Raw genomic sequence first — 25,041 nt, 5'->3', positions numbered from 1 at the left:
CGTCGGGTCAGCTGGTCGCCTGGGTGACCTCGGCCATGAACTGCTCAGCTGCCTCGGCCGGGGTGATCTGACGGAACAGCACCTGCTCGTTGATCCGCTTGATGATGTTCACCACCTCACCCGAACCCACCGGCGGGGTGGAGAGGGAGTCGATGATGACCGGGCCGAGGTCGGAGAGGAACGTGGCCGCCTGCTTGTCCACGTCCGTGAAGCTGCCCTGGACCGCCTCACGCACGGCGGTGTTCGCCGGCAGTCCGCGGTCGGAGAGGATGATCTTGCCGGCCTCGACGTCGTTGAGCATGAAGTCGACGAACAGCGCGGCCTCTTCCGGGTGAGCGGTCTTGGCCGAGATGGAGTAGTACATCGAGGGCTTGAAGTACATGCCGGTGCGGTCGCCGTCCGCCTCGCCCGGGTGGCGCATGAGCTTGAGCTCGTGGCCCGCCGCGCTCGTCAGCGCTGCGAGCTGGTTGGTCCAGAACAGCGAGTGGGCGCCCTGCCCGGTCCCGACCAGGGACATCTCCGGGCCACCGTTCTCCACCTCGACGCTCTTGGTCGCCGGCGGGGTCGCCCCGGCGTCCTGGAGCTCCAGTGACATCTCCCACCACTCGGCGAGCGTCTCCTTGGTGAAGCCCAGGCTGCCGTCCGGGTTGTACAGCTCCTCGCCCTTCTGACGGGCGAAGATCGCGAACCCGGGCTCGTTGAACCCGTAGTCCTGGGCTCCGAACACGCCCTCGGGCGAGTTCGCGGAGATCTCCGTGGTCACTGCGATGAAGTCGTCCCAGCTCCAGGTGGTGTCGTCCGGCATCTCGACGCCCGCGGCCGCATACACCGCAGGGTCGGCGACGAAGGCGTAGGTGTTGATGCCCGTGGGCACCCCGAACTGCCCGTCGTCGAAGTTGCCGGCGGACAGGATCTCCTCCTCGACCCCGGTCAGGTCGAGGCTGGTGAGCGCCGACATGTCCTGGACCACTCCCTTGCTGGCGTACTCACGCAGGTAGCGCTCCTCCTGCATCATGACGTCGGGGGCGTCGCCGGCGGCCACGGAGGTGGACAGCTTGTCCCAGTAGTCGCCCCAGCTGGTGTAGTCGGCGACGATCGTGATGTTCGGGTGCTTGGCCTGGAAGAGGTCGATGACCTCCTGGTTGAGGGCGTGCCGGGTGTCCGAGCCCCACCAGGAGAACCGCAGCTCGACCTTCTCGTCGCTGCTGGCCGCGGCGGCGGCCTTGGGGGTTGCCTCTGACGGCGCGAGGCCGCCGTCGCCGCTGCAGCCCGCGAGGAGGAGGCCTGCGACGGCGAGGCCGGCGCTCGCGGTGACCGACCGGCGTCGGGCTCGGGGTGGGGTAGACGGGGCGAACTGAGAGGTGCTGTGAGACATCATGCTCCTTTGCTTGTGCCTTGCAGTGCTCTGACGGGTCGTTCCGGGAAGGCGTGCGTCGTCGGGGTCCGGGCGGTCCGAGCGGTCCGGGAGTTGCCGGATCACTTGATGCCGGTCGTGGCGATGCCCTTGACCAGGTACTTCTGGCCGAAGAGGAACACCAGGAAGATGGGGATGAGGGAGACGATCGACATGGCGAACAGCGGACCCCAGCTGGTCTGGCCGGTGGCGTCGACGAAGGTCCGCAGGGCGACCGGGACCGTGTACATGTCCGGTCGGGTGAGGAAGATCAGCTGGCTGAAGAAGTCGTTCCAGGTCCAGATGAACGTGAAGATGGCCGTCGTGGCCAGGGCGGGGACCGAGAGCGGCAGCATGATCTTGACGTAGGTGCGGATGTGGCCGCACCCGTCCAGCCGCGCCGCCTCGTCGAGCTCCTTGGGGATGCCGCGGAAGAACTGCACCATGAGGAAGATGAAGAACGCGTCGGTCGCGAGCAGCTTCGGCACGATGAGCGGCAGGAAGGTGTTGATCCACTGGAGCTGGGAGAACAGGATGTACTGCGGGACGATGATCACGTGGATGGGCAGCATGATCGTCATGAGCATGATCGCGAAGAGCAGCTTGCGGCCGCGGAAGTTGAGCCGGGCGAAGGCGTAGGCGGCCATCGAGCAGGCGACAAGGTTGCCGAGCAGCGACCCGGCCACCACGATCGCGGAGTTCATGATGTAGTGCCCGAACGGGTGGGACAACGCGTTCCAGCCGCCGGTGTAGTTGCTCAGGTCCACCGTGGACGGGATGAGCGAGGGATCGCGGAAGATCAGCGAGGTCGGCTTGAAGGAGCTCGCAAGCATCCACAGCAGCGGGTACAGCATGATCAGCCCGAAGGCGATGAGCAGCGTGTGCTTGAGCGCCGCCTTGGCCCGGCGCTTCGCTGCGGAGGGCTTGCGGTGCTGGCGCCCCGTGTCCGGGGCGGTCTGGTCGGGGCTCGCGGGCGTCTTCTCGGCGAGGGCCAGGGAATCAGTCATTGTAGAACACCCAATACTTCGAGGCGAAGAAGTTGACGGCGGTCAGTGCGGCGATGATGCCCAGGAGCAGCCAGGCCATCGCCGAGGCGTACCCCATGTCCAGGTTTCCGAAGCCCTGCTGGTAGAGGTACAGCGTGAAGAAGAGCGTCGAGTCGGCCGGACCGCCCGAGCCTCCCGAGACGATGAACGCCTGCGTGAAGGACTGGAACGCACCGATCACCTGCAGCACGAGGTTGAAGAAGATGATCGGGGTGAGCAGCGGGATCGTGATGGAGAAGAAGAGCCGCACCCTGCCGGCACCGTCGATGGCGGCCGCCTCGTAGTACATCTCGGGGATCTGGCGCAGCCCGGCGAGGAAGATCACCATGGGCGCCCCGAAGGTCCACACGTTGAGGATCATGAGGGTTTCCAGGGCGTAGTCCGGGTGGGACACCCACCCCTGGCCCTCGATGCCGAAGAAGGCGAGCATCTGGTTGACCAGCCCGTCGGTCCCGAACACCTGGCGCCAGAGGATGGCCACCGCGACCGAGCCGCCGAGCAGGGAGGGCAGGTAGTACATGGAGCGGTAGATCGCGAGCCCGCGGACCCCGCGGTCGAGCACCATCGCCAGCGCGAGCGCGGCGATGAGCTGCAGCGGCACCGAGATGAACACATAGCGGAAGGTGACGGCGAGGGCCGTGTGCAGGCGGGCGTCGTCGACCATCCGCTCGTAGTTCTCCAGGCCGATCCAGCTGGGCGGCGCGAGCAGGCTGTAGTCCGTGAAGGACAGGTAGAGGGAGGCGAGGATCGGCCCGACGGTGATGAGGACGAGTCCGACGGCCCAGGGGGCCAGGAAGAAGACTGCGGCTCTGGCGTCCCTCTTCTCGGAGGCGGTCGCCGGTCCACGTCTCCCGCGCCGCCGGACGGCAGGGGTCGTGGTGCGCGGCTCAGTGGCTGCGGACATGGTGCCTCGGCAATCTTCGTTGACAGACCGGGGTGTTGGAGAGCGCTCTCCAACGCGTGTAGTATTTTTAGCAGTGATGCACGCCACATGTCAACGCAGACGTCGTGAACGTGTCACATGCCCCCAAGCACCCCGCGAGTCAGGAGCACACCCCGTGCACGTCGCACCCATCCCCGCACCCCCCACCGTCCGGCCGCTGACGGTTGCGCTCCTCGGCGCTGGCGGCCACGGCAGGTCGCACCTGAGCGCCATCGCTTCGCTGTCCGCGAGCCCCGGCCGCCCGGCCGCCGTCGAGCTGATCGCCGTCGCCGACCCGGCCCCGCCCGCCACCCTCTCCGACTCCCTCAGCGCCGACCGCGTCTTCTCCAGCGCCGCGGACCTGTTCGCGGTGCACTCCCCCGACATCACGATCATCTGCACGCCGATCGGCACCCACCTCGAGCTGGCCGAGCTGGCCTTCGCCCACGGCAGCCACGTGCTCCTGGAGAAGCCGACCACCCCCTCGCTGGCGAGCTTCGAGCGTCTGCTCGCCGCAGCGACGGCGTCCGGGCTGGCCTGCCAGGTCGGCTTCCAGTCCCTCGGCTCGCACGCCCTCGTCCGGGTCCGCGAGCTCGTCGCCTCCGGGGAGCTCGGGACGGTGCGCGGGATCGGCGCCGTCGGGACCTGGCTCCGCGACGAGGCCTACTGGGGCCGCGCCCGCTGGGCCGGGCGACGCATGCTCGACGGCGTGCCCGTCGTGGACGGCGTGGTCACCAACCCGCTCGCGCACGCAGTGGCCACCGCGCTCGCCGTCGACGGGTCGACCCTGGTCGAGGACGTGGTCGAGGTCGAGACCGACCTCTACCGCGGCAACCGCATCGAGGCGGACGACACCTCGAGCGTGCGCATCCGCACCCGCTCGGGCGCCGTCGTCGCCCTCGGCCTCACGCTCTGCGCGCCGGCGCAGTCCGAGCCGCGCATCGTGGTGCACGGGTCACAGGCGAGCGCGACGCTCTTCTACACGAGCGACACGGTGCAGATCCGCCGCGACGAGGTCGTCACGACCGAGCAGCACGGCCGCACCGGGCTGCTCGCCAACCTCGTCGACCACATCCGTGACGGCGTCCCGCTCCTGTGCCCGGTCGCCCGGACGGGTGCCTTCATGCGCGTCCTGGAGGCTGTGCGCACCGCCCCGGCCCCCGCCGAGATCTCCCCGGAGCACCTGAGGACGGCCTTCCCGGCGCCACCGTCCGAGCGCATCCCCGCGCATCCCGACGCACCGCAGCCGCCCACCTCTCCGCACATCGTCGTCACCGACGTCGTGGACTGGTGCGAGCAGGTCGCCGAGCGGCTCGAGACCTTCACCACCCTCGGTGCCCCGTGGACCGTCCGGACCCCCGACCGCGCCGACACCGTGCTGGCGACCGCGCGCCTCGCGGGTGTCGACGTCGCCCGGTACGTCGACGGGTCCGGGTCGAAGCCCTCCGACTCCCCCCGCCCGTTCCTGCACCCGGTGCGCACCCTCGCCGGTCTCACCGTGACCGACGCCCGCCCCGCCGACCACACGTGGCACGCCGGCGTGGGCATCGGGGTGCAGGACGTCGACGGGAACAACCTCTGGGGCGGACGCACGTACGTGCGCGACCACGGCTACGCCTGGCGCGGCGACCACGGCTCGATCCGCCACGACCGCACCGTCTCCCACGACGACCAGCACATCACCGACGAGCTCACCTGGGTGGCGCACGACGGCGCAGCCCTGCTCACCGAGACCCGCACCACCCGCTGGTGGGGGCTGGGCGAGGACGCGTGGGCGCTCGAGATCACCTCGACGCTGCGCACGGTGGACTCGGGCACCGCTGCGCGCGACGTCGTGCTCGGCAGCCCGGGGTCCCACGGGCGCCCGGGCGGTGGGTACGGCGGGTTCTTCTGGCGGCTACCCCCGTGCACCTCGGTGCAGGTGTGGACGCCGGACGCCACCGGCGAGGACGCCGTGCACGGCTCCCTCGCGCCGTGGGTCGCCTGGCAGGCGTGGGCGCCCGCGCCGGGCGGGGAGAACGCGCCGTTCACGCTCGTGCTCGCGGCCGGCGACGCGCGCACGGCCGCCGACCCGTGGGTGGTGCGGGCCGCCTCCTATCCCGGCCTCGGGTCGGCGATCGCCTGGGACCGCCCCACGACCGTCGCCGCCGGTGAGCCGCAGACCCGGACCGTGCGGGTCGCCGTCGCGGACGGGATCCTTCCACCGGAGCGGGTCCGGGCCCTCGGCGCGGACCTGGCCGGGACGGCATGAGCGAGACTTGAGCCACCTGCCCGCGCACCACGTTCGAGGAGCCCCGATGACGTCCCCTTCCCTCCCGTCCCTCACCTTCGGCGCCTACGCCCTCACCCCCGGCCCTGACGCCGACGACGGCCGCGCCGAGGAGGACTTCTACGCCGGGCTGGCTGACCTCCCGATCACCACGATCGAGTTCCCGCTGCTGGGCGAGGGGGCACCGAGCCTGGACCCCGCGTGGATCACCCGCACCCTGCGCCCCGAGTGGGACCTCATGGTCACGTGCATCCCGCGCACCATGATGCGGCTGGCCGGCGCACCCGCCTACGGCCTCGCCTCGAGCGACCCCGACGCCCGGCGCGCGGCGCTGGCCGACGTCGCCGTGGCCCGTGACCTCGCACTCGCGCTGGCCACCGCCGCAGGCCGGCCGCGGGTCGTCGCGATCGAGGTGCAGAGCGCACCCGGGCCGCTCCTCGGGTCCGCGGAGGCGTTCGCGGAGTCCCTCGCCGAGCTGGCGACCTGGGACCTGGGCGGCGCGGAGATCGTCGTCGAGCACTGCGACGCCCTCGTCACCGGGCAGGCGCCGGTCAAGGGATTCCTGCCGATCGAGGATGAGATCGCCGCGATCAGGACCGCTCGGGCCGCCCACCCGGCCGCGCGGCTGGGGATCGGGATCAACTGGGGCCGGTCCGCGATCGAGGGCCGCTCGGCGCAGGTGGCGACCGACCACGTCCGGCTCGCGGCCGAGGCCGGCCTGCTGCGCTCGATCATCTTCTCCGGGGCCACGGACCAGATGACCGCGTGGGGTCCGGCCTGGGACGACACCCACATGGCACCGCGCGGCACCAGCCCCGCGCTCGCCGCGTCGTCGGCCTCCCTGCTGGGCGTGGACGAGGTGCGCGCGGCGCTGGCCGCCGCGGGAGACGCACCGGGCTTCGTCGGGGCGAAGGTCACGGCCCGGCCCGACGACGCGACGGCCCACGACCGGTTGGCGCTCGCGCGGGAGACCCTGGCGCTGCTGGTGGAGGCCGGGCTGGAGATCGCCGGCTCGGGTGACGCCGTGTGGATCGGGTGAGCTGCGGATCCGATGGCAGAATCGTCGGGTGACTGCCACCCTGCCGAGCGACCTGCCGAGCATCGCCTTCCACGAGCCGCGCATCCCCCAGAACACCGGGAACGCGATCCGGCTCGCGGCGGTCACCGGAGCGCGTCTGCACCTGGTCGAGCCGCTCGGCTTCGACCTGTCCGAGCCCAAGCTCAAGCGCGCGGGCCTGGACTATCACGACCTCGCCAGCGTGAGCGTGCACGCCGACCTCGAGGCGCTGCTCGCGATCGATCCGGGCGCCCGCGTCTACGCCTTCACCACCAAGGCGACCACGCGCTACTCCGACATCGTCTACCAGCCCACCGACATCCTGCTCTTCGGCCCCGAGCCGACCGGGCTGTCCGACGAGGTCCTCGGGCACCCGCGGATCACCGACGAGGTGAAGATCCCCATGCTGCCCAGCCGCCGCTCGCTCAACCTCACCTCGAGCGCGTCGATCGTCATCTACGAGGCGTGGCGCCAGGTGGGCTTCGCCGGCGGGGCCTGAGTGCGCGTCGTCGTCGCCCCCGACTCCTTCAAGGGGACGGTCGGGGCGGCGGCCGCCGCCGCGGCGATCGCCCGCGGCTGGTCCTGCGTGCGCCCCGGCGACGAGGTCGTCGTCGTCCCCCTCGCCGACGGCGGCGAGGGGACCCTCGCGGTGATCGCCTCGGCGGTCCCGGGCGGGTCGGTCCACGAGGTCCCCGGCTGCACCGGGCCGGACGGGCGACCGGGCATGGGGCGGTGGCTCTCGCTGCCGGGCGGCGGCGCCGTCGTCGAGCTCGCGCAGGTCTCCGGTCTCGCCCTGATGGCTGCCCCCGACCCGCTCGGGGCGACCACCCGCGGGCTGGGTGAGGTGATCTCCGTGGCGCTCGACGCCGGCGCGGTGTCCCTGACCGTCGCCCTGGGCGGGTCGGCCTCGACCGATGCCGGGGCTGGCGCCCTGAGCGCGCTCGGGCTCGTCCTGCGCGACGCCGCCGGCGCGGTCCTGCCCGACGGCGGGGGTGCGCTCGGCCGGCTGGCCACCGCAGACCTGTCGCGGCTGCGGCCCGCCCCGCCCGGTGGGGTGAGCGTGCTGACCGACGTCACCAACCCGCTGATCGGGGACCGTGGCGCGGCCCGGGTCTACGGCCCGCAGAAGGGCGCCTCGGCCCGGGACGTCGCGCTCCTGGAGGCCGGTCTGGAGCGCTTCGCTCAGGTGCTGGGCGGGGATCCGCACGCCGCCGGGGCCGGCGCCGCGGGCGGGACGGCCTTCGGACTCATGCGCGCCTGGGGTGCGCAGGTCCTCCCCGGGGCGGCGCACGTCGCCGCCCTCGTCGGGCTGCCCGCGCTGCTCGCCGGTGCGGACGTGCTGGTCACCGGGGAGGGCCGGTTCGACGCGACCAGCCTGGAGGGGAAGGTGGTCGGGGAGGCGCTCCGGCTCGCCGACCGGGCGGGGACCCGGGCCGTCGTCGTCGCCGGGGCGATCCCGGACCCGGGGCCGCTCGAGGAGCGCGGCGTCTGGCACTGCGCACTCGCCGAGCTCGCCGGGGCGGCCGGGGTGGCTGAGGACGCCGGGGCCCTGGCCGACCCGGAGCGCTGGCTCGCCGACGCCGGTGCCCGCGCCGCCCGCGCCCTCAGTTGAGGGGGTGGGCCGGGGGCGGCCGGCGGCGACGTCGATGAGGGCGTCCATGACGCTGCCCGAGACGTCGCGGACGAAGTCGGCCGTCCAGCACAGCGCGTGCGGGGTGACGATGACGTTGTCCATGCTCAGCAGCGGCTCGTCCGCCGCCGGCGGCTCGGTCTCGAGCACGTCGAGCCCGGCCCCGGCGATGCTGCCGGTGCGCAGCGCCTCGGTGAGCGCCGCCTGGTCGATGAGCGGACCACGCCCGACGTTGATGACGTAGGAGGTCGCGGGCATCCGCGCGAGGAAGTCGGCGTCGACCAGGTGGTGGGAGGACGGGGTGAGGGAAGCTGTGAGGATGACGTAGTCGCTGCGGGCGGCGAGCTCGTCGAGGGTGACCAGCTCGACCCCCGCGAGCTCTCCGGCCACCTGGCGCGCGCGCACGGGCGGTCGACGGTGACGATCCGCACCCCGAGCGGGGCGATGAGCTCGGCCAGCTCGGTGCCGACGCTCCCGGCGCCGATGATCCCCACCGTGCGTCCGGCCAGGCCCAGCCCGCGGTAGCTGCCGCGGTCCTGCCAGCGGCCGTCGGCCGCCCGCCAGTTGTCGAGCAGCCGGTGGCTGAGCGCCAGGAGCAGGGTCATCGCCGCGAGGGCGAGCGGGCGACGCACCCCGTTCGGGGTGTTGGTGACCACGACGCCCTCGGCCGCGAGTCCGGCGAGATCGATCCCGTCGAAGCCGGCCCCGAAGCGGGCCACGTGCCGCAGCCTCGGGGCCGCCGCGACCACGTCACGGGAGTAGCCCCAGTGCCCGAAGGACAGGACGGCGTCGTAGGGTGCGAGCTCGTCGGCCGTGGGCGCGTGTCCGGCGATCGGCGCCATGACCTCCCAGCGCAGGCCCGCGTCGGTGAGCCGAGCGAGGCCGACGTCACCGAAGATCGTCGAGCCGTCGGGGGCTGCGATGTCCGAGCTCAGCCCGACGACGTACGCGTCGCCGGGGGTGCGTTCGGCGCGCTCAGCGCGGGGGCGGTGGCCGGCCATGGTAATGATCCGATCTCTCAAGATGATTTCTTGTGAACCCTGTCCGTCACCGGTGGCGCAGCCGCTAGTCATCGGACAAATGCTAGTGTGGCACCGATTGTGCCCCTCCCCGAGCCACCACCGACCCACCACCGACCCACTACCGACGAAGGCGACTCCGATCATGGCCCGCATCACCAGCATCGAGATCGACGACGTCCGGTTCCCGACCTCCCTGACCGCCGACGGCTCGGACGCGATGAACAAGGACGGCGACTACTCCGCCGCCTACGTCGTGCTGCGTACCGACGGCACCGCCGCGGACGGCTCCCCGCTCGCCGGCTTCGGCCTGACCTTCACGATCGGACGCGGCAACGACATCGTCGCCGTCGCCGCTCGCCAGCAGGCCGAGCAGCTCGTCGGGCGGGACGTCGAGGAGATGGCTGCCGACATGGGCGGGGTGTACCGCGCCCTCACCGCGGACTCCCAGATGCGCTGGCTCGGACCGGAGAAGGGGGTGGTGCACCTGTCCCTGTCCGCGGTCATGAACGCGGCCTGGGACCTCGCCGGGCGCCTGGCCGGGAAGCCCGTGTGGCGCCTGCTCGCGGACATGACCCCCGAGCAGCTCGTCGACGTCGCGGACCTGCGCTACCTCTCCGACGCGCTCACCCGCTCCGAGGCCGTCGATCTGCTCCGTGCCCAGGAGTCCGGCAAGGCCGCCCGGATCGCCGAGCTCGAGGCCACCGGCTACCCCTGCTACACGACGTCGCCCGGCTGGCTGGGGTACTCCGACGAGAAGCTGCGCCGGCTCTGCCAGGAGGCGATCGACGAGGGCTACCACCACATCAAGCTCAAGGTCGGGGCGAACCTGGAGGAGGACATCCGCCGCTGCGCGATCGCCCGCGAGGTGATCGGACCGGACCGGGTGCTCATGATCGACGCCAACCAGGTCTGGGACGTCGACCAGGCGATCGAGTGGACGAACGCCCTCGCCCAGTTCGACCTGCTCTGGATCGAGGAACCGACCAGCCCCGACGACGTGCTCGGCCACGCCGCCATCAGGCGCGGCGTCGCTCCGATCGGGGTCGCGACCGGGGAGCACTGCCACAACCGGGTCATGTTCAAGCAGTTCATGCAGGCCGGTGCGCTCGACTTCTGCCAGCTCGACACCGGCCGCCTGGCCAGCCTCAACGAGATCGTCGCGGTCCTGCTGCTTGCCGCGAAGTTCGGTGTGCCGGTCTGCCCGCACGCGGGCGGCGTCGGGCTGTGCGAGATGGTCCAGCACGTGTCGATGCTCGACTTCGTGGCGGTCTCAGGCTCCCGCGAGGGACGGGTCACCGAGTACGTCGATCACCTGCACGAGCACTTCACCGACCCCTGCATCGTCACGGACGCCGCCTACACCCTGCCCAGCCGGCCCGGGTACTCGACCGAGATGCACCCGGCCTCCGTGGCCGAGTACCGCTTCCCGGACGGCTCCTACTGGCGCGAGCGCCACGCCCCCGCCGCGAGCCCCACCCAGCCCACCGCCGTCTGACACCCCACCACCACCCCGCTGAGTGCGGTCGAACGGCTGCCCAAACCGGACATCGGGCAGCCGTTCGACCGCACTCAGCGGGGGTGGGGTGGGTCAGCGGGCGAGCCAGCCGCCGTCGACGGCGAGCACCTGGCCGTGGACGTAGGCCGCCGCCGGGGAGGCCAGGAAGACGACGACGTCGCCGATGTCCTCGGGGGTGCCCCAGCGCCCGGCCGGGATGCGGACCGAGAGCTGGGCGAGACGGTCCGGGTCGGCCAGCAGCGCCGCGTTCATCTCGGTGGCCATGTAGCCCGGGGCGACGGCGTTGACGTTCACGCCACGGCCCGCCCACTCGTTGCACAGCGCCTTGGTGAGCTGGGCGACCGCGCCCTTGCTCGCCGCGTAGGCCGGCACTGTGAACCCGCCCTGGAAGCTCAGCAGCGACGCGAGGTTGACGACCTTGCCGGCGCCCCGCTCGAGCATCGGCCGCCCGAAGAGCTGGCACAGCTGGAAGACCGAGCGCAGGTTGACGTTGATCACCGCGTCCCAGGCCTCGAGCGGGAAGTCCACCGCCGGGTAGCGGTCCTGGGTCCCGGCGTTGTTGACGAGGATGTCGACCCGGTGGGCGGCAAGCACCTCACGGGAGACCGCCTCCACCTGGTCCGGGTCGGCGAGGTCCATCGGATAGAAGTGCACCTGCCGGCCCAGGGCCGCAGCGTGCTCGGTCAGGTCGGTGGGCACACCGCTGCGCCCGAAGACGACGACGTCGGCCCCCGCCTCGACCAGCGCGCGGGTGATCCCCACACCCAGTCCGCGCCCACCCCCGGTGACCGCGGCCACCTGACCGGTGAGGTCGAAGGCGCTCACAGTGCCGCCTCCGCTGCGCCGTCTGATGCTGCGCCGTCTGCGGCCCCGGCGAGCGGGGTGATGAGCACCTTGAGGCAGTCCTGCCCGGAGGTCGCAGCCTCGAAGGCGGCTGCGGTGTCCTCGAGCGCGAACGCCTTGGTCGGGAAGTTCTCCAGGCCGAGCGCGCCGGAGGCGATGAGCTCGATCGCGCGGGTCATGTCCGCGGTCGTGTAGACCCGCACACCCACCATCGACTGCTCCTTGAAACAGATCGCCTGCAGGTCGACCGGGGTGGGCTGCTTGTAGACGCCGACGACGACGATCCGCCCCAGCACCCGCGTCGCGGCCGTCACCTCCGCCGCGACCGAGGGATGCGCCGCGGAGTCGAAGGTGGTGTCCGCCCCTTCCCCGCCGGTGAGGTCACTCACGACGGAGGTGAGCGTCGACCCCTCGGGGACGACGGTCAGGCCCAGGCCCTCGGCCACCGTGCGGCGCCAGGGGCTGGGTTCGGTGATGACGACGCGGGCGGCGCCCTCGTGCCGGGCGACCAGGGCGACGAGCACCCCGATCGGTCCCGCACCGAAGACCGCCACGGTGTCCCCCGCCTCCATGCCCGAGCGGGCGACCGCGTGCACCGCGACCGCGAGCGGCTCGGCGAGCGCGGCGGTGCGCGGGTCGACCGAGTCCGGCACCACGTGCAGCACGTGCGGCGGGAGGGCCACGACGTCGGCCATCGCGCCCGGGGCGTCGATGCCGTAGAGACCGAGCCGACTGCACACATGGGTGTTGCCGCCCCGGCAGGACAGGCACTCTCCGCAGGAGATGAGCGGCTCCACGACGACGAGCGCACCCACGGCGAGGCCGCTCTCCCCGGGCTCCTCGATCCACCCAGACATCTCATGACCGGGGATGAGACCGTGCTCGGCGCGCGGATGCCTGCCGTGCAGGATCGCCAGGTCGGTCCCGCAGATCCCGTTGTAGGCGACCTTCACCAGGGCCCAGCCTGCCGGGACGCCGGGTCGGGGCACCTGGGTGACCTCGACCGTATCGGTGGCTGTCCAGCGTGCCGCGTGCATCGTGCTCATCTCAGACTCCTGTGGTGCGGGGGAGGTGCTCGAAGGTGCGTCCCGGGGCCCCCAGGACCTCGGGGTTGAGGATGTTGCGCGGCATCCGGCCGGCGCAGACCTCGACGACGTTCTCGATCGTGCGCTGCTTGAGCTCGGCGTAGGACTCCTCGGAGTACCAGGCCAGGTGCGGGGTCAGCACGACGTTGTCGAAGTCCATCAACGGGTGCCCGGCGGGAACGGGCTCGTCCTCGTGGACGTCGATGCCGGCACCCACGATCGTCCCGGCGCGCAGGGCCGCCACGAGCGCCTCGGTGTCGAGGACTCCCCCGCGGCTCGTGTTGACGACGATCGCGTCCCGGCGCATCGTGGCGAGCTCGGCCGCACCGATCATGCCGCGTGTCTCGTCGGTGAGAGGGGTGTGCAACGAGAGGACCTGGGACTGCTCGAGGACCTCGGCGAGGCTCACCGAGCGCACACCGTGGAAGGTCTGCGCCCCGGGTTCGGCCCGCACGTCGTACCCGATGACCTCGTAGCCCAGACCCGCGGCCTTGCGCGCCGTCGCCGAGCCGATGAGACCCACGCCGATGATGCCGAAGACCCGGCTCCCGGTCGTGTAGAGCGGGCGCACCGCCGCGAGGTCAAAGCTCCCTGCCCTGACCCCGCGGTCGAGGCGCGGGATCCCCCGGGCCACCGCGAGCGTCAGGCCGATCGCGTGGTCCGAGACGGACTCCGTGCCGTAGTCGGGCACGTTGCACACGGCGATGCCGCGCGCGGTGGCGGCGGCGATGTCGACCGAGTCGACGCCGACCCCGTAGCGGCCGATGACCTTGAGGTCTGGGAGCCCGTCCATGACCTCGGCGGTGATCGACGCGTACTGGACGAGGATGCCGTGCGCACCCTCGCAGGCCGCGATGATCTCGGCGGACCCGCGGGCCTGGGCGATGCGCAGCTCCGCACCTGCGGAGGCCGCGACGGCCTCCTCGATCGCGAATGAGTCGTGGTCGCACTCGGTGACGGTGATGCGCATGGTGGTCCTCGCAGGTCTCGGGGTGGTCAGGCCGCAGTCAGGGCGGGCAACGCTGTCAGCGGGCCAGCCAGCCGCCGTCGACGGGCAGGATCGCGCCGTTGACGTAGTCGGAGGCCGGTGCGGCGAGGAAGAGGACGGCTCCGGCGATGTCGGAGGCGAGCGCCCAGCGTCCGGCCGGGATGCGGCCCAGGATCGCGTCGCTGCGCTCGGAGTCGCCGCGGATCGCCTCGGTGTTCGCCGTCGCGACGTAGCCGGGGGCGACCGCGTTGACGTTGAGGCCTGCGCCGGCCCACTCGTTGGCGAGCGCCTTCGTCAGACCCGCGATGGCGGACTTCGACGCCGTGTACCCGGGGACGTTGATGCCACCCTGGAAGCTGAGCATCGAGGCGGTGTTGATGATCTTGCCGTGCCCGCGGGCGATCATGGCGCGCCCCACCTCGCGGGACAGGACCCACGCGGTGCGCAGGTTGACGTCCATGACGTAGTCGAAGTCCTCGTCGGAGTGGTCGACGGCGGGGGTGCGACGGATGGTTCCGCCGTTGTTGACGAGGATGTCCACGGGGAGGGCCGCGAGCTCGACGGCCAGCTCGGAGACGGCGACCCGGTCGGAGAAGTCCGTCTGGATGGCGGTGAAGGTGCGTCCGGCTGCCTCGACGGCGGTGCGGACGTCGCTCTCGCCCTGGGGCATCGCGTAGCTGACGCCGACGATGTCGGCTCCGGCCGCGGCGAGGGTCGTCGCGATGGCGAGGCCGATGCCCTGGTTGGCGCCGGTCACCACGGCGAGGCGGCCTTCCAGACCGAAGAGTGAGGTGGTGAAGGTGGCGGTGGCTGCGTTCGTGGGCATGAGGTCAGAGCTCTTTTCGTGTGGGTGCCCGGCGAACGCCGGGCGTCAGTGCGGGTTGTACCCGAGTGCTTCGGAGATCGCGTCCGCCGTGGCGATCGCGTCTGGGGACATCGCTTCGATCTGTTCCTCGGTGTGCTCGAGGGTGATGGTGGAGATGGAGACTCCGTACCGGACGGAGCCGGTGTGGTCCCGGACCGGCGCCGCGACGCACACCACCCCCGGGACGTTCTCCTGGAGGTCGAGCGCGTACCCGGTCCGGCGCACGACGGCGATCTCCGCACGGAGCGCCTCGATCGTCGTGATCGTGCGGTCCGTGCGGCCCGGCAGCCCGACCCGGGCGACGAAGCGCTCCAGCTCGTCGTCGGAGTACGACGCGAGGATCGCCTTGCCGATCCCCGAGGAGTGCATGGGGATCGAGTGCCCGACCCGGGACGGCATCCGGTACGGCTTGTCCGAGTCGGTTCTCACGAGGTAGAGGATCTCGTCGCCGTTGGCGACCCCGACGTGAACGGTGCAGTGCACCTTCTCGACGAGGGCGTCGACGAACGGCTGGGCGATCGCCGAGACGTCGATCCGCTCGAGCGCCCGGCCGGCCAGCGACAGGATCTTCGGTCCTGGCAGGTAGGCACCGTCCTTGTCGAGGGCGACGAAGCGCCGCTCGAGCAGGGTCGCGAGGATGCGATGGGTCGTGGCCTTCGCCAGGCCGGTGGCCTCGACGATGTCCGTGAACCGTGAGTGCGTGAACGCCGCCTCCAGGACGAGCAGCGTCTTCTCGCTCGCGCTCGCCGTCCCGTCGACTCGACCGATCGTCCTTGTGCCAACCTCGGATGTGCCGCTCGTCCGCGTGGTCATGGTGGGTGTCCCGTTCCGCGCGGACCGTCGTCGGTCAGCGCATGTCTGCGATGGCGAAGCCATCCATGTCGTCGAAAGACTGATTCTCCCCGGCCATGGCCCAAACGAACGAATAGCTCGCCGAACCGACACCGGAGTGGACGGACCAGCTCGGTGAGATGACCGCCTCCTCGTTGGCGACGACGAGGTGGCGCGTCTCGGTGGGCTCTCCGAGGAGGTGCACCACGCGGGCCTCGGCCGGGAGGTCGAAGTACAGGTAGGCCTCCATCCGGCGGTCGTGGGTGTGCGCCGGCAGGGTGTTCCACATGCTGCCCGGGTGGAGCGTGGTGACGCCCATGACGACCTGGCAGCTCTTCACGCCGTTCTCGTGGATGTACTGGTTGAGGGTGCGCCGGTTGGACGTCAGCTGGTCGCCGAGCTCGCGGACCGTACCGGCCCCGGGCGCGACGAGCGTCGTCGGGTAGGCGGTGTGCGCCGGTGCGGAGAAGACGTAGAACCGCGCGGGTCCGGCGTCGCCCGCGGCGTCGGCGGACTCGAAGGTCACATCGACCGCGCCGCGCCCGACGTAGAGGCACGCGCCGTGCTCGAGCGAGTACGCCGAGCCGTCGACGGTCACCGTGCCGGTGCCACCCACGTTGACGATGCCGGCCTCACGGTGCTCGAAGAAGACGGTGCTGGCGATCTCGGGGAAGGTCTCGAGACGCAGCGTGGCGGTGACGGGGACGATGCCCACGAGGACGACGCGGTCGTGGTGGGTGTAGACCGCGGTCACCTCGTCGGAGACGAAGAGGTCGCTGACGAGATACCGGCGACGCAGCTCCGCTGTGTCCATGCCCGGGACGTGCTCGGGGCTGGTGGCGTAGCGCAGATCCATGATGAGCCTTTCAGGTGTGGCGGGGGTGCAGGCCGGGGCGCCGTGGTCAGGCGCCCCGGACCTGCTACGGGGTGAGGAGGTCGAGCTGGGTCGGCAGCCAGAGCGAGAGGCTCGGGGTGAAGATCACGACGAAGAGCACGACGACGAGGGCGGCGAAGAACGGCATGAGCCGTCGGACGACGGGTTCGATGCCGACACCGGCGATCTTCGCTCCGACGAAGAGCACGGTGCCGACCGGCGGCGTGATGGTGCCGATGCAGAGGTTGAAGATCATGATGATGCCGAAGTGGACCGGGTCCACCCCGAAGCTCGTGACGATGGGCAGGAAGATCGGCGTGAAGATGAGCACGGCCGGGGTCGCATCCATGAAGCAGCCGACAAGGAGAAGCACGACGGCGATGAGGATGAGAAGGATCACCGGGTTGTCGCTCACACCGAACATGAGGTCCGAGACGAGCGCCGGGATCTTCGCGAACGACAGGACGAAGCCCATGATCGTGGAGACGCCGACGAGGAACATGACCACGGCGGTGGTGCGTGCCGCGTCCATGAGGATCGCCGGCAGCTGACGCACACGCACCGTCTTGTAGATGAACGACAGGACGAGCGAGTAGGCGACCGCGATGACGGCTGCCTCGGTCGCGGTGAAGAAGCCGAGAAGGATCCCGCCGATGACGACGACGATGAGGAAGAGCGCGGGGACTGCGACGAGGACGGTGCGCGCACCTTCGGCGAAGCTCACTCGTTCCGTCACCTTGAGCTCAGGGCGCTTGCGCGCGTAGAGCCAGACGACGACCATGCACGCCCCGGCCCAGAGCAGGCCCGGGATGTACCCGGCGACGAAGAGTGCCGCGATCGACGAGCTCGAGACGAGTGCGTAGACGATCATGAGGTTGCTCGGCGGGATGAGCATGCCCGAGGGCGCCGAGGCGACGTTCGTGGCGGCCGCGAAGGCCTTGTCGTACTTCTCCTTGGCCTGCAGCGGGCCGATCGTCGACCCGACCGCGGACGCTGCGGCGATCGCGGAACCGGACACTGCGCCGAAGAGGGCGTTGGCCGCGACGTTCGTCTGGGCGAGAGAACCGGGAACCCGGCCGACGAGGACCTTGGCGGCGTTGACGAGCCGCAGGGCTATCCCGCCGTGGTTCATGATCACGCCCGCCAGGACGAAGAAGGGTATGGCCAGGAGGGCGAAGGAGTTGATCCCTCGGAACATCTGCTGAGCGGCGGTGAGGACACCGTTCTCGACGCCGAGGATGACGAACATCGCGAGGACGCTCGAGAGCCCGACGGCCACGCTGATGGGCGCCCCGATGACAAGGAGGACGGCGATGCCGATGACAAGGATGAGCCCTGCCAGTGATGCTGGATCCATGGTGCAGTCCTCCTTACGAGAGGTCGAGCTCGGCGTCAGGTTCGATGGGCGCCTCGGCGCCCGTGACGATCCGCACGAGGTGGTAGAGGGTGTACAGGACGATCAGCACGCCGGAGATCGGCAGCGCCGTGTAGAGCCAGCCCACGTTGACGGGGAGCCCGGTGAGGTTCTGGTCCCAGGCGAGGCTCGAGACGCGGTACCCACCCCAGACGAGGACGAGGATCGCGAAGGCGAGGATGGAGAGCTGCACGAGGACCATGAGGACGAGCTGGACCTTGCGGGGTGAGCGCTGGACGAGGAGGTCGACGGCCACGTGGCCGCGCTCCCCGAAGACGAGCGCCGCCCCGAAGAGGCCGAGCCAGATGAACAGGTACTTGGCGAGCTCCTCGGACCAGGCGCTCGGGTTGTTGAGGATCTGTCGGGTGATGACCTGCCACATGACGTCGAGGACGAGTGCTGCGAACAGCACCACGCACACCCATGTCAAGACTTTGTCGATGCCGTTCTTCACGGTGGTCATGTCGGGTTGTCTCCTGTGGGGCCGGTCGACCTACTCGGCCGCCGCCCGCACCTTCTCGTGGATGCCCCGGACGAACTCGTTGTTGAGCTTGCTCTCGGTGAGCGGTGCGATGACGGTCGCGAACGCCTCGGCGTCGACCTCGTTGAACTTGGCACCGGCTGCCTCGGCGGCCTCCTTGGCGACGGTGATCTCCGTCTTCCACAACGCGGCCTCTTCGCCGATCGTGATGGCGATCTCCTCTTCGAAGATGGTGCGGATGTCGTCCGGGAGACCAGCCATGACCGCGGGGTTGGTGATGAGGTAGTCGGGGAGCATGAGGTGCTTGGTGTAGCTGAAGTACTGCGCCACCTCGGAGTGCTTGGCGTTGGCGTAGGTGAGCTCGTTGTTCTCGGCGCCGTCGAGCACACCGGACTGCATCGCCGTGTAGACCTCGCCCATGCCCATCGGGGTGCCGCTGGCGCCCATGAGGCTCATCATCTCGATGTTCGTGTCCGACTCGATGACGCGGATCTTCATCCCCACCATGTCCTCGGGGGTGTTGATCGGCTTGATGGAGTTGTACATCGAGCGCACGCCGCCGTGGAACGCGGCGAGGACGTGGAGGTTCTGGTCGTCGAGGGAGGAGTACAGCTCAGAGACGATCTCGGGGTCGTTCGCCGTCGTGCTCTGGTGCTCCTGGGAGTCGAACGTGAACGGCAGGTTGAACACGACGAAGTCGGGGTTGTAGTTCTCCATGAGCGGGCTGGCGACCATGGCGAACTCGAGGGCACCGGCCTGGACGAGCTCGATGGTCTCCTTCTGGGCGCCGAGGGTCTCGTTGGGGAACACCTCGACGTCGTAGGCGCCGTCGGTGCGCTCCTTGATGCGGTCGCCCATCGCGTCGAGGGCGATGTACTGGGGGTGGTTCACCTGCTGGTTGAACGCGAGCTTGAAGACCGTGTCAGCCTCGGCGCCCGAGTTGCTCGAGCCGCCTCCGGCGGCCGGTGCTCCGCTGCCAGCGCTGCACCCGGTGAGGGCGAGGGCTGCAACACCGATGATGGCCGTGATCGAAACAACTGTGTTCCGCTTCATGTGAATGACTCCTTCGTCAGCCCACGTCAGTGAGCTCTGGGGTGGTGTCGCGACGGCTCGGGACCCCTGCGTCCCACCGACGTTCAAGATGGAACTCGGTTCCGTCCTGTGGAAAAGGTAGCTACACTCGGGGCACACGTCAAGCACAGATACCCACGGCTCAGACGTGCAACGACGCACACAGACGGAGGATCTCTTGTCCAAGAACCCAGGAATTCTGCTCGCGGGCTACATGATGGCCCCCGCCGACGCCGCCGGGGAGGAAGCCTTCTTCGCAGGGCTGACCAGCCTCGACATCGCCGGCCTCGAGTACGCCATGCCCGTCGAGGGCACCCGTAGCCTCGAGCCCGGATGGGTCGAGCGCAACGTCCAGCCCGGCTGGGACCTCATGGTCACGCTCGTCCCGTCGATGATGGTCCGCCTCTCGACCGACCCGGCCTACGGCCTGTCCTCGACCGACGAGTCGTCGCGGGCACGCGCCCTGGCGGACATCGCCCGGGCCCGCGACCTCGCCGTCAGCCTCGCCGAGACGCACGGCCACCGCCGCGTCGTCGCGATCGAGCTGCACAGCGCACCCGGCCCCCGCGGCGGCTCCGCGGACGCTCTCGCCCGCTCCATCGAGGAGATCCTCAGCTGGGACGTCGCCGGCGCCGAGATCCTCCTCGAGCACTGCGACGCCGCCGTCGAAGGACGCCCCGCGGCCAAGGGATTCTGGAGCCTCGAGGACGAGATCACCGCGGTCCGCTCCGTGGGCCTGGCCCCCGACGTCTTCGGCATGAGCGTCAACTGGGGCCGTTCGGTCATCGAGGGGCGCAGCACCGCGACCGCGGTCGAGCACGTCCAGGCCGTCGCCGAGGCCGGGCTCCTGCGGGCCCTCGTGTTCTCCGGTGCGACCGGCGAAGAGACTCCCTGGGCACCCGCCTGGGCCGACACGCACATCCCGCTGCGCGGCGACGACCCCGCGCTCGCGATCTCCTCGGCGTCCCTCCTCGGGGCGACCGAGATCGCCGAGACGCTCCGCGTCGCCGGCGACGTCCCGCGGATCGGCCTCAAGGTGGCGGTCCGCCCCGACGACGCCGACCTCGCGACCCGCCTCGCCGTCGCGAAGGCCTCGATCGCCCTCATCAACGCCGGCTACGAGACGATCGCCTGACCCACCCCTCCCGGCGCCCCGACGACGAGCGCCACCCTCACCTCACGTCAAGGACGACCATGAGCAAGCAGGAACGCACCTTCTTCGGTCCGCTCACCCCCGGTGGGCTCCGAAACTTCACGGACACCCTCCGTGCCGAGAACACGGGGGCGATCCTGCTGCTCGTGGGGGCGGTGGTGGCGCTCGTCTGGGCGAACTCGCCCTGGAGCGAGGCGTACCGCGACCTCAGCGCAGTGAGCTTCGGGCCGTCGGCGCTGCACCTCGACCTCACGGTCGCGCAGTGGGCGACCGACGGTCTGCTGGCGATCTTCTTCTTCGTCGTCGGCCTGGAGCTCAAGCGGGAGATGGTCGACGGCGAGCTCCGTCGCCCGGCGACCGCGATCGTCCCGATCCTCGCGGCAGTCGGCGGCATGGCCGTCCCAGCACTCCTCTACACGGTCCTCAACACCCTCAGCTCACAGGGCGACGCGAACGGCTGGGCGGTGCCCGTCGCGACGGACATCGCCTTCGCCGTCGCCGTCCTCACGGTGTTCGGCAAGGGGCTGCCGACCGCGCTGCGCGCGTTCCTCCTCACCCTCGCGGTGGTCGACGATCTCCTGGGGATCGTCGTCATCGCGATCTTCTACACGGCTGGAACGAGCCTGGCGTGGCTGGCCGCCGCACTGGGCACGATCGTCGTCTTCGGCCTCGTCGCCCGACGCCTCGGTGGCGGCTCGCCGTGGCTGCTCGTCCCGCTCGCCGTCGCGGCCTGGGGCTTCATGCACGCCTCGGGGATCCACGCCACGATCGCCGGGGTGCTCCTCGGCTTCGCCGTCCCGGCGCTCGCACGCACCGGTGAGCGGCAGAGCATCGCCGAGCGCTACGAGCACATCTGGCGTCCCGTGTCCGCGGGGTTCGCCGTGCCGGTCTTCGCCCTCTTCGCCGCCGGGGTCGTCATGAGCCCGTCGGCGCTCGCCGACGCCGCGAGCAACCCGACCGCACAGGGCGTCTTCCTCGGCCTCGTCGTCGGCAAGCCCGCCGGCATCCTCCTGGCGACGTGGCTGCTCGTGTCGTTCACGAAGGCGTCCCTCGACTCCTCCCTGCGATGGCTCGACATGCTGGCCGTCGCGTGCGTGGGCGGCGTCGGCTTCACCGTCTCCCTCCTCATCGGGGAGCTCTCCTTCGACGCCGGGACAGTCAACAGCGAGGCGGTCAAGGCGGCCGTCCTGGTCGGGTCGGTCACCGCCGCGGCGGTCGGCGGGACGCTCCTGACGTGGCGGAGCAGGGTCCACCGGTCGACGCTCGTGGATGTCACCGCGTAGCGCCACCCCTAGGATGTGCCCTATGACCGTCACCCTGAGCGACGTCGCCCGCGCGGCTGGTGTGTCGTTGGCGACCGCCAGCCGCGCGATCAACGGGAGCACGAACCGCACCGTCCGACCCGAGCTGCGCGAGAAGGTGCTCGCCGCGGCTGCCCAGCTGCGGTACTCCCCCGACGCCAACGCCCAGGCCATGGCCCGGGGACGGACGACCGCGCTCGGCCTGGTCGTCCACGACATCGCCGACCCGTACTTCTCCACGATCGTCTCCGGGGTGACCGCGGCCGCCGAGCGCGCCGGGCTCATGGTCACCCTCGCGAGCACCGACCGCGACGCCGAGCGCGAGCTGGCCTTCGTCGACCTCATGCAGCGCCAGCGCGCCCGGGCGATCATCGTCGCCGGTGGGCGCAGCGACGACGCCGATGCCAACAGCGCGCTGACCGAGGCCCTCGCGGAGTACCGCTCGCACGGCGGCGGAGTGGCCGCCGTCGGGCAGGCGCTGCTGGGGGTGGACACGGTGACCATCGAGAATGAGGCCGCCACGAGCGAGCTCGCGGACCAGCTGCACGAGCTCGGCTACCGCCGCTTCGCGGTCCTCGCCGGACCCGAGGGGCACCTCACCGCCCGGGCCCGGTTCACCGGTTTCCGGGACGGGCTCGCCGCCCACGGCGTCGGGTTGGACGAGGCGCACGTGGTCCACTGCCCGTTCACCCGCGACGGCGGCTTCGACGGCATGAACGAGCTCATCTCGCGCGGGCTGGTCGGGGCCGGTGGGGTCGGTACGGTCGAGGCGGTGTTCGCGGTGAACGACGTCATGGCGGTCGGCGCGATGGCGGCCGCACGCGCAGCCGGGCTCCGCGTGCCCGACGACGTCGGCATCGCCGGATTTGACGACATCATCACGCTGCGGGACATCACCCCCTCGCTCACCACGATCCGGCTGCCGCTCGCCGACATCGGCGCGCTCGTCACCGAGCTCGCGCTGTCCCCGGCCCGGGACACGCCGCGGATCGTGCCGGTCGACGGCGAGGTCATCCTGCGCGACTCCACGCCGCGCCGGTACTGATCCCCGCAGGGTCCTCGGGGCTTGGGTTTCCCGCACGGCTGGAATACGCTTACCGGCATGGCTCCCACCGATGTGAACCCGTCCGTCAACACCCTCGCGACCACCTCCCCGGGCGGCGTCCCCGGCTGGCCGACCGGCCTGAGCGGCCTCGGCTACGGCGGCGACTACAACCCCGAGCAGTGGCCCCAGGCCACCCGGCTCGAAGACGTCGAGATGATGATCGAGGCAGGCGTCAGCATCGTCTCGGTCGCGATCTTCGCCTGGGCCACGCTCGAGCCCGCCGAGGGCGAGTACGACTTCGACTGGCTCGACGAGATGATGGACCGGCTGCACGCCGCGGGCATCCGGGTGGCCCTGGCCACCGCGACCGCGAGCCCGCCGCCGTGGCTGACCGCGCGCCACCCCGAGATCCTCCCCCAGCTCGCCGACGGGACCGTGCTGGGCCAGGGCGGGCGCCAGTCCTACGCGGTGACCCACCCGCTGTTCCGCGAGTACGCGCTCACGATGGCCACCGTCATGGCCGAGCGGTACAAGGACCACCCGGCGCTCGCGCTGTGGCACGTCGACAACGAGATCGGCTGCCACGTGCCACGGGACTACTCCGACGCCGCGGCGAGCGCCTTCCGCTCCTGGCTCGCCGAGCGCTACGGGTCGATCGACGCGCTCAACACGGCCTGGGGGACGGCGTTCTGGTCCCAGCGGTACAGCGCCTTCGAGGACGTGCTCCCCCCGCGGTCCGCGCCCACCTACGCCAACCCCACCCAGCAGCTCGACTTCGACCGGTTCAGCTCCCGCGCGCTCTTGGGCTACTACCAGGACCTGCGCGAGACGCTGCGCGCGATCACCCCGTCCGTGCCGATCACGACCAACTTCATGGCGTCCTCGGGCACGAAGGGCATGGACTACTTCGACTGGGCCGGTGACCTCGACGTCATCTCCAACGACCACTACACCAGCGCCGACAGCCCCGACCGCCACATCGAGCTCGCCTTCTCGGCCGACCTCACCCGGGGGATCGCCGGCGGGCAGCCATGGATCCTCATGGAGCACTCCACCTCGGCGGTGAACTGGCAGCCGCGCAACCGGACCAAGGCGCCCGGGGAGATGCTCCGCAACTCCCTCGCCCACGTGGCCCGCGGCGCGGACGCCGTCATGTTCTTCCAGTGGCGCCAGTCCCAGGCCGGCGCGGAGAAGTTCCACTCGGCGATGGTCCCGCACGCCGGCCGCCAGTCCGACGTGTGGACCAACACCGTCTCCCTGGGCCAGGCGCTCAAGGACCTCGCCCCGGTCCAGGGCTCGACGGTGCGCTCTCGCGTCGCGCTCGTCATGGACTACGAGGCCTGGTGGGCGAGCGAGCTCGACTCCCACCCGACCCAGTCGCTGCGCTACCTCGACCAGGCCCTGGCCCACTACAAGCAGCTCTGGCTGCGCGGGGTGAGCACCGACGTCGTGCACCCCGGGGCGGACCTGGACGGCTACGACCTCGTCATCGTGCCCACGCTGTACCTGGTCAGCGACGCCGACGCCGCCAACATCGCCGCGGTGGCGCAGCGTGGGGGGACGGTCCTGGTCACCTACTTCTCCGGGATCGTCACCCCCGACGACCACGTGCGCCTGGGCGGCTACCCCGGCGCGTTCCGGGACCTGCTGGGGGTGCGGACCGAAGAGTTCTACACCCTCCAGGCCGACGAGACGGTGACCGTCTCCGGGGCGGGACCCCTCGCGGGGAGCTTCGCGGCGGACCTGTGGACCGAGAAGACGCACCTGGCCGGCGCGCAGGCGGTCGCCGTGTACGACGACGGCGCGCTCGCCGGGCTGCCCGCCGTCACCCGCAACGCCGTCGGCTCCGGCGCGGCCTGGTACGCCGCGACCCGCCTGGAGGAGGCCGGAACCGCCGCCCTCGTCGAGGCGGTGCTGGCAGACGCCGGGCTGACCGGGGAGGTCGAGGTCCCCGCAGGCGTCGAGGTGGTCCGTCGCCACGGCGACGGCGCCAGCTTCCTGTTCGTCATCAACCACACCGGTGACACCGTGAGCGTCAAGGCCTCCGGCCGCGAGCTGCTCACCGGGTCCACGGTGACCGGCGACCTGACGGTCCCCGCCGGCGCGGTCGCCGTCGTCCAGGAGTCCTGACCACCCCGGGGCCGGCCCGTCTTGGCCCGTCTCGTCCGCCGGTCCGGTCCGCCGACCTCGTGAACGGCCCGCCGAACTCGTGAGCCACGGTCGCCTCGGCGCCCA

21 protein-coding genes and 2 pseudogenes are annotated in these 25,041 nt (G+C 71.0%); 9 read left to right on the top strand and 14 right to left on the bottom strand.

Annotated elements, in window-relative coordinates; genetic code table 11:
* Positions 1-7 precede the first annotated feature (7 nt).
* The 3 genes from ACWA15_RS03015 to ACWA15_RS03005 form a co-directional block, all read right to left on the bottom strand.
* Positions 8-1,378 carry an ABC transporter substrate-binding protein gene (locus tag ACWA15_RS03015; RefSeq protein WP_464057982.1) on the bottom strand — a complete coding sequence of 457 codons (1,371 nt, stop codon included), beginning with the start codon at positions 1,376-1,378 and terminating at the stop codon, positions 8-10.
* 98 nt (positions 1,379-1,476) lie between these two features.
* Positions 1,477-2,400, bottom strand: coding sequence for a carbohydrate ABC transporter permease (locus ACWA15_RS03010; RefSeq protein ID WP_464057981.1), 924 nt, complete (start codon positions 2,398-2,400; stop codon positions 1,477-1,479).
* Positions 2,393-3,343: a carbohydrate ABC transporter permease gene (locus ACWA15_RS03005; protein WP_464057980.1), complete on the bottom strand. Its 951-nt coding sequence runs from the start codon at positions 3,341-3,343 to the stop codon at positions 2,393-2,395. The genes ACWA15_RS03010 and ACWA15_RS03005 overlap by 8 nt, the downstream gene beginning before the upstream one ends.
* Positions 3,344-3,497: 154 nt before the next feature.
* On the opposite strand from ACWA15_RS03005, the gene ACWA15_RS03000 reads away from it, so the two are divergent.
* The 4 genes from ACWA15_RS03000 to ACWA15_RS02985 are packed head-to-tail and all read left to right on the top strand — an operon-like array spanning position 3,498 to position 8,299.
* A complete protein-coding gene (locus tag ACWA15_RS03000) occupies positions 3,498-5,612 on the top strand; it encodes a DUF6807 family protein (protein WP_464057979.1) in 2,115 nt (704 codons plus the stop codon).
* 46 nt (positions 5,613-5,658) lie between these two features.
* Complete coding sequence (locus tag ACWA15_RS02995) at positions 5,659-6,669, top strand: DUF4862 family protein (RefSeq protein ID WP_464057978.1); 1,011 nt, start codon at positions 5,659-5,661, stop codon at positions 6,667-6,669.
* 28 nt (positions 6,670-6,697) lie between these two features.
* Positions 6,698-7,186 (top strand): tRNA (cytidine(34)-2'-O)-methyltransferase, encoded by a 489-nt coding sequence (locus ACWA15_RS02990; RefSeq protein WP_464057977.1) that lies wholly within the window; start codon positions 6,698-6,700, stop codon positions 7,184-7,186.
* Entirely contained in the window at positions 7,187-8,299 is a 1,113-nt protein-coding gene (locus tag ACWA15_RS02985) for a glycerate kinase (protein ID WP_464057976.1), read from the top strand.
* A 156-nt stretch (positions 8,300-8,455) separates the two neighbouring features.
* On the opposite strand, the pseudogene ACWA15_RS02980 reads toward ACWA15_RS02985, so the two are convergent.
* Positions 8,456-8,707, bottom strand: a pseudogene (locus ACWA15_RS02980) (NAD(P)-dependent oxidoreductase); the annotation flags it as partial.
* A 74-nt stretch (positions 8,708-8,781) separates the two neighbouring features.
* Positions 8,782-9,159, bottom strand: a pseudogene (locus tag ACWA15_RS02975) (hypothetical protein); the annotation flags it as partial.
* Positions 9,160-9,481: 322 nt separating this feature from the next.
* Here ACWA15_RS02975 and ACWA15_RS02970 point away from each other — a divergent pair.
* A complete protein-coding gene (locus ACWA15_RS02970; protein WP_464057975.1) occupies positions 9,482-10,834 on the top strand; it encodes an L-fuconate dehydratase in 1,353 nt (450 codons plus the stop codon).
* 93 nt (positions 10,835-10,927) lie between these two features.
* Here ACWA15_RS02970 and ACWA15_RS02965 read toward each other — a convergent pair whose 3' ends face one another.
* From ACWA15_RS02965 to ACWA15_RS02925, 9 genes are all read right to left on the bottom strand, one after another.
* Complete coding sequence (locus ACWA15_RS02965; protein ID WP_464057974.1) at positions 10,928-11,680, bottom strand: SDR family oxidoreductase; 753 nt, start codon at positions 11,678-11,680, stop codon at positions 10,928-10,930.
* Positions 11,677-12,744 carry a zinc-dependent alcohol dehydrogenase gene (locus ACWA15_RS02960; protein WP_464057973.1) on the bottom strand — a complete coding sequence of 356 codons (1,068 nt, stop codon included), beginning with the start codon at positions 12,742-12,744 and terminating at the stop codon, positions 11,677-11,679. The genes ACWA15_RS02965 and ACWA15_RS02960 overlap by 4 nt, the downstream gene beginning before the upstream one ends.
* Before the next feature lies 1 nt (position 12,745).
* On the bottom strand, positions 12,746-13,753 hold the full coding sequence (locus ACWA15_RS02955; RefSeq protein ID WP_464057972.1) for a C-terminal binding protein: 1,008 nt from the start codon (positions 13,751-13,753) through the stop codon (positions 12,746-12,748).
* A 55-nt stretch (positions 13,754-13,808) separates the two neighbouring features.
* The gene (locus ACWA15_RS02950) at positions 13,809-14,597 is read right to left on the bottom strand and encodes an SDR family oxidoreductase (protein ID WP_464057971.1); all 789 of its coding nucleotides are present in this window, start codon (positions 14,595-14,597) and stop codon (positions 13,809-13,811) included.
* Positions 14,598-14,642: 45 nt separating this feature from the next.
* Positions 14,643-15,449: an IclR family transcriptional regulator gene (locus tag ACWA15_RS02945; protein ID WP_464057970.1), complete on the bottom strand. Its 807-nt coding sequence runs from the start codon at positions 15,447-15,449 to the stop codon at positions 14,643-14,645.
* A 34-nt stretch (positions 15,450-15,483) separates the two neighbouring features.
* Positions 15,484-16,323, bottom strand: coding sequence for a 5-dehydro-4-deoxy-D-glucuronate isomerase (kduI, locus tag ACWA15_RS02940; protein WP_464057969.1), 840 nt, complete (start codon positions 16,321-16,323; stop codon positions 15,484-15,486).
* Positions 16,324-16,387: 64 nt separating this feature from the next.
* Positions 16,388-17,698: a TRAP transporter large permease gene (locus ACWA15_RS02935; protein ID WP_464057968.1), complete on the bottom strand. Its 1,311-nt coding sequence runs from the start codon at positions 17,696-17,698 to the stop codon at positions 16,388-16,390.
* A 13-nt stretch (positions 17,699-17,711) separates the two neighbouring features.
* Positions 17,712-18,218, bottom strand: coding sequence for a TRAP transporter small permease (locus ACWA15_RS02930; protein WP_464057967.1), 507 nt, complete (start codon positions 18,216-18,218; stop codon positions 17,712-17,714).
* Between the two features lie 30 nt (positions 18,219-18,248).
* Positions 18,249-19,289, bottom strand: coding sequence for a TRAP transporter substrate-binding protein (locus ACWA15_RS02925; RefSeq protein ID WP_464057966.1), 1,041 nt, complete (start codon positions 19,287-19,289; stop codon positions 18,249-18,251).
* Between the two features lie 196 nt (positions 19,290-19,485).
* On the opposite strand from ACWA15_RS02925, the gene ACWA15_RS02920 reads away from it, so the two are divergent.
* The 4 genes from ACWA15_RS02920 to ACWA15_RS02905 are packed head-to-tail and all read left to right on the top strand — an operon-like array spanning position 19,486 to position 24,936.
* Positions 19,486-20,442, top strand: coding sequence for a DUF4862 family protein (locus ACWA15_RS02920; protein ID WP_464057965.1), 957 nt, complete (start codon positions 19,486-19,488; stop codon positions 20,440-20,442).
* A 59-nt stretch (positions 20,443-20,501) separates the two neighbouring features.
* Entirely contained in the window at positions 20,502-21,743 is a 1,242-nt protein-coding gene (gene nhaA, locus ACWA15_RS02915) for a Na+/H+ antiporter NhaA (protein ID WP_464057964.1), read from the top strand.
* 22 nt (positions 21,744-21,765) lie between these two features.
* Entirely contained in the window at positions 21,766-22,806 is a 1,041-nt protein-coding gene (locus tag ACWA15_RS02910; protein ID WP_464057963.1) for a LacI family DNA-binding transcriptional regulator, read from the top strand.
* A 57-nt stretch (positions 22,807-22,863) separates the two neighbouring features.
* On the top strand, positions 22,864-24,936 hold the full coding sequence (locus tag ACWA15_RS02905) for a beta-galactosidase (protein ID WP_464057962.1): 2,073 nt from the start codon (positions 22,864-22,866) through the stop codon (positions 24,934-24,936).
* Positions 24,937-25,041: the final 105 nt, after the last annotated feature.

The organism is Sanguibacter sp. TS_SC_8 (assembly GCF_055361235.1).
Note: the sequence above shows the minus strand (reverse complement) of the source record. Positions and strands in the feature narration are given on the sequence as shown.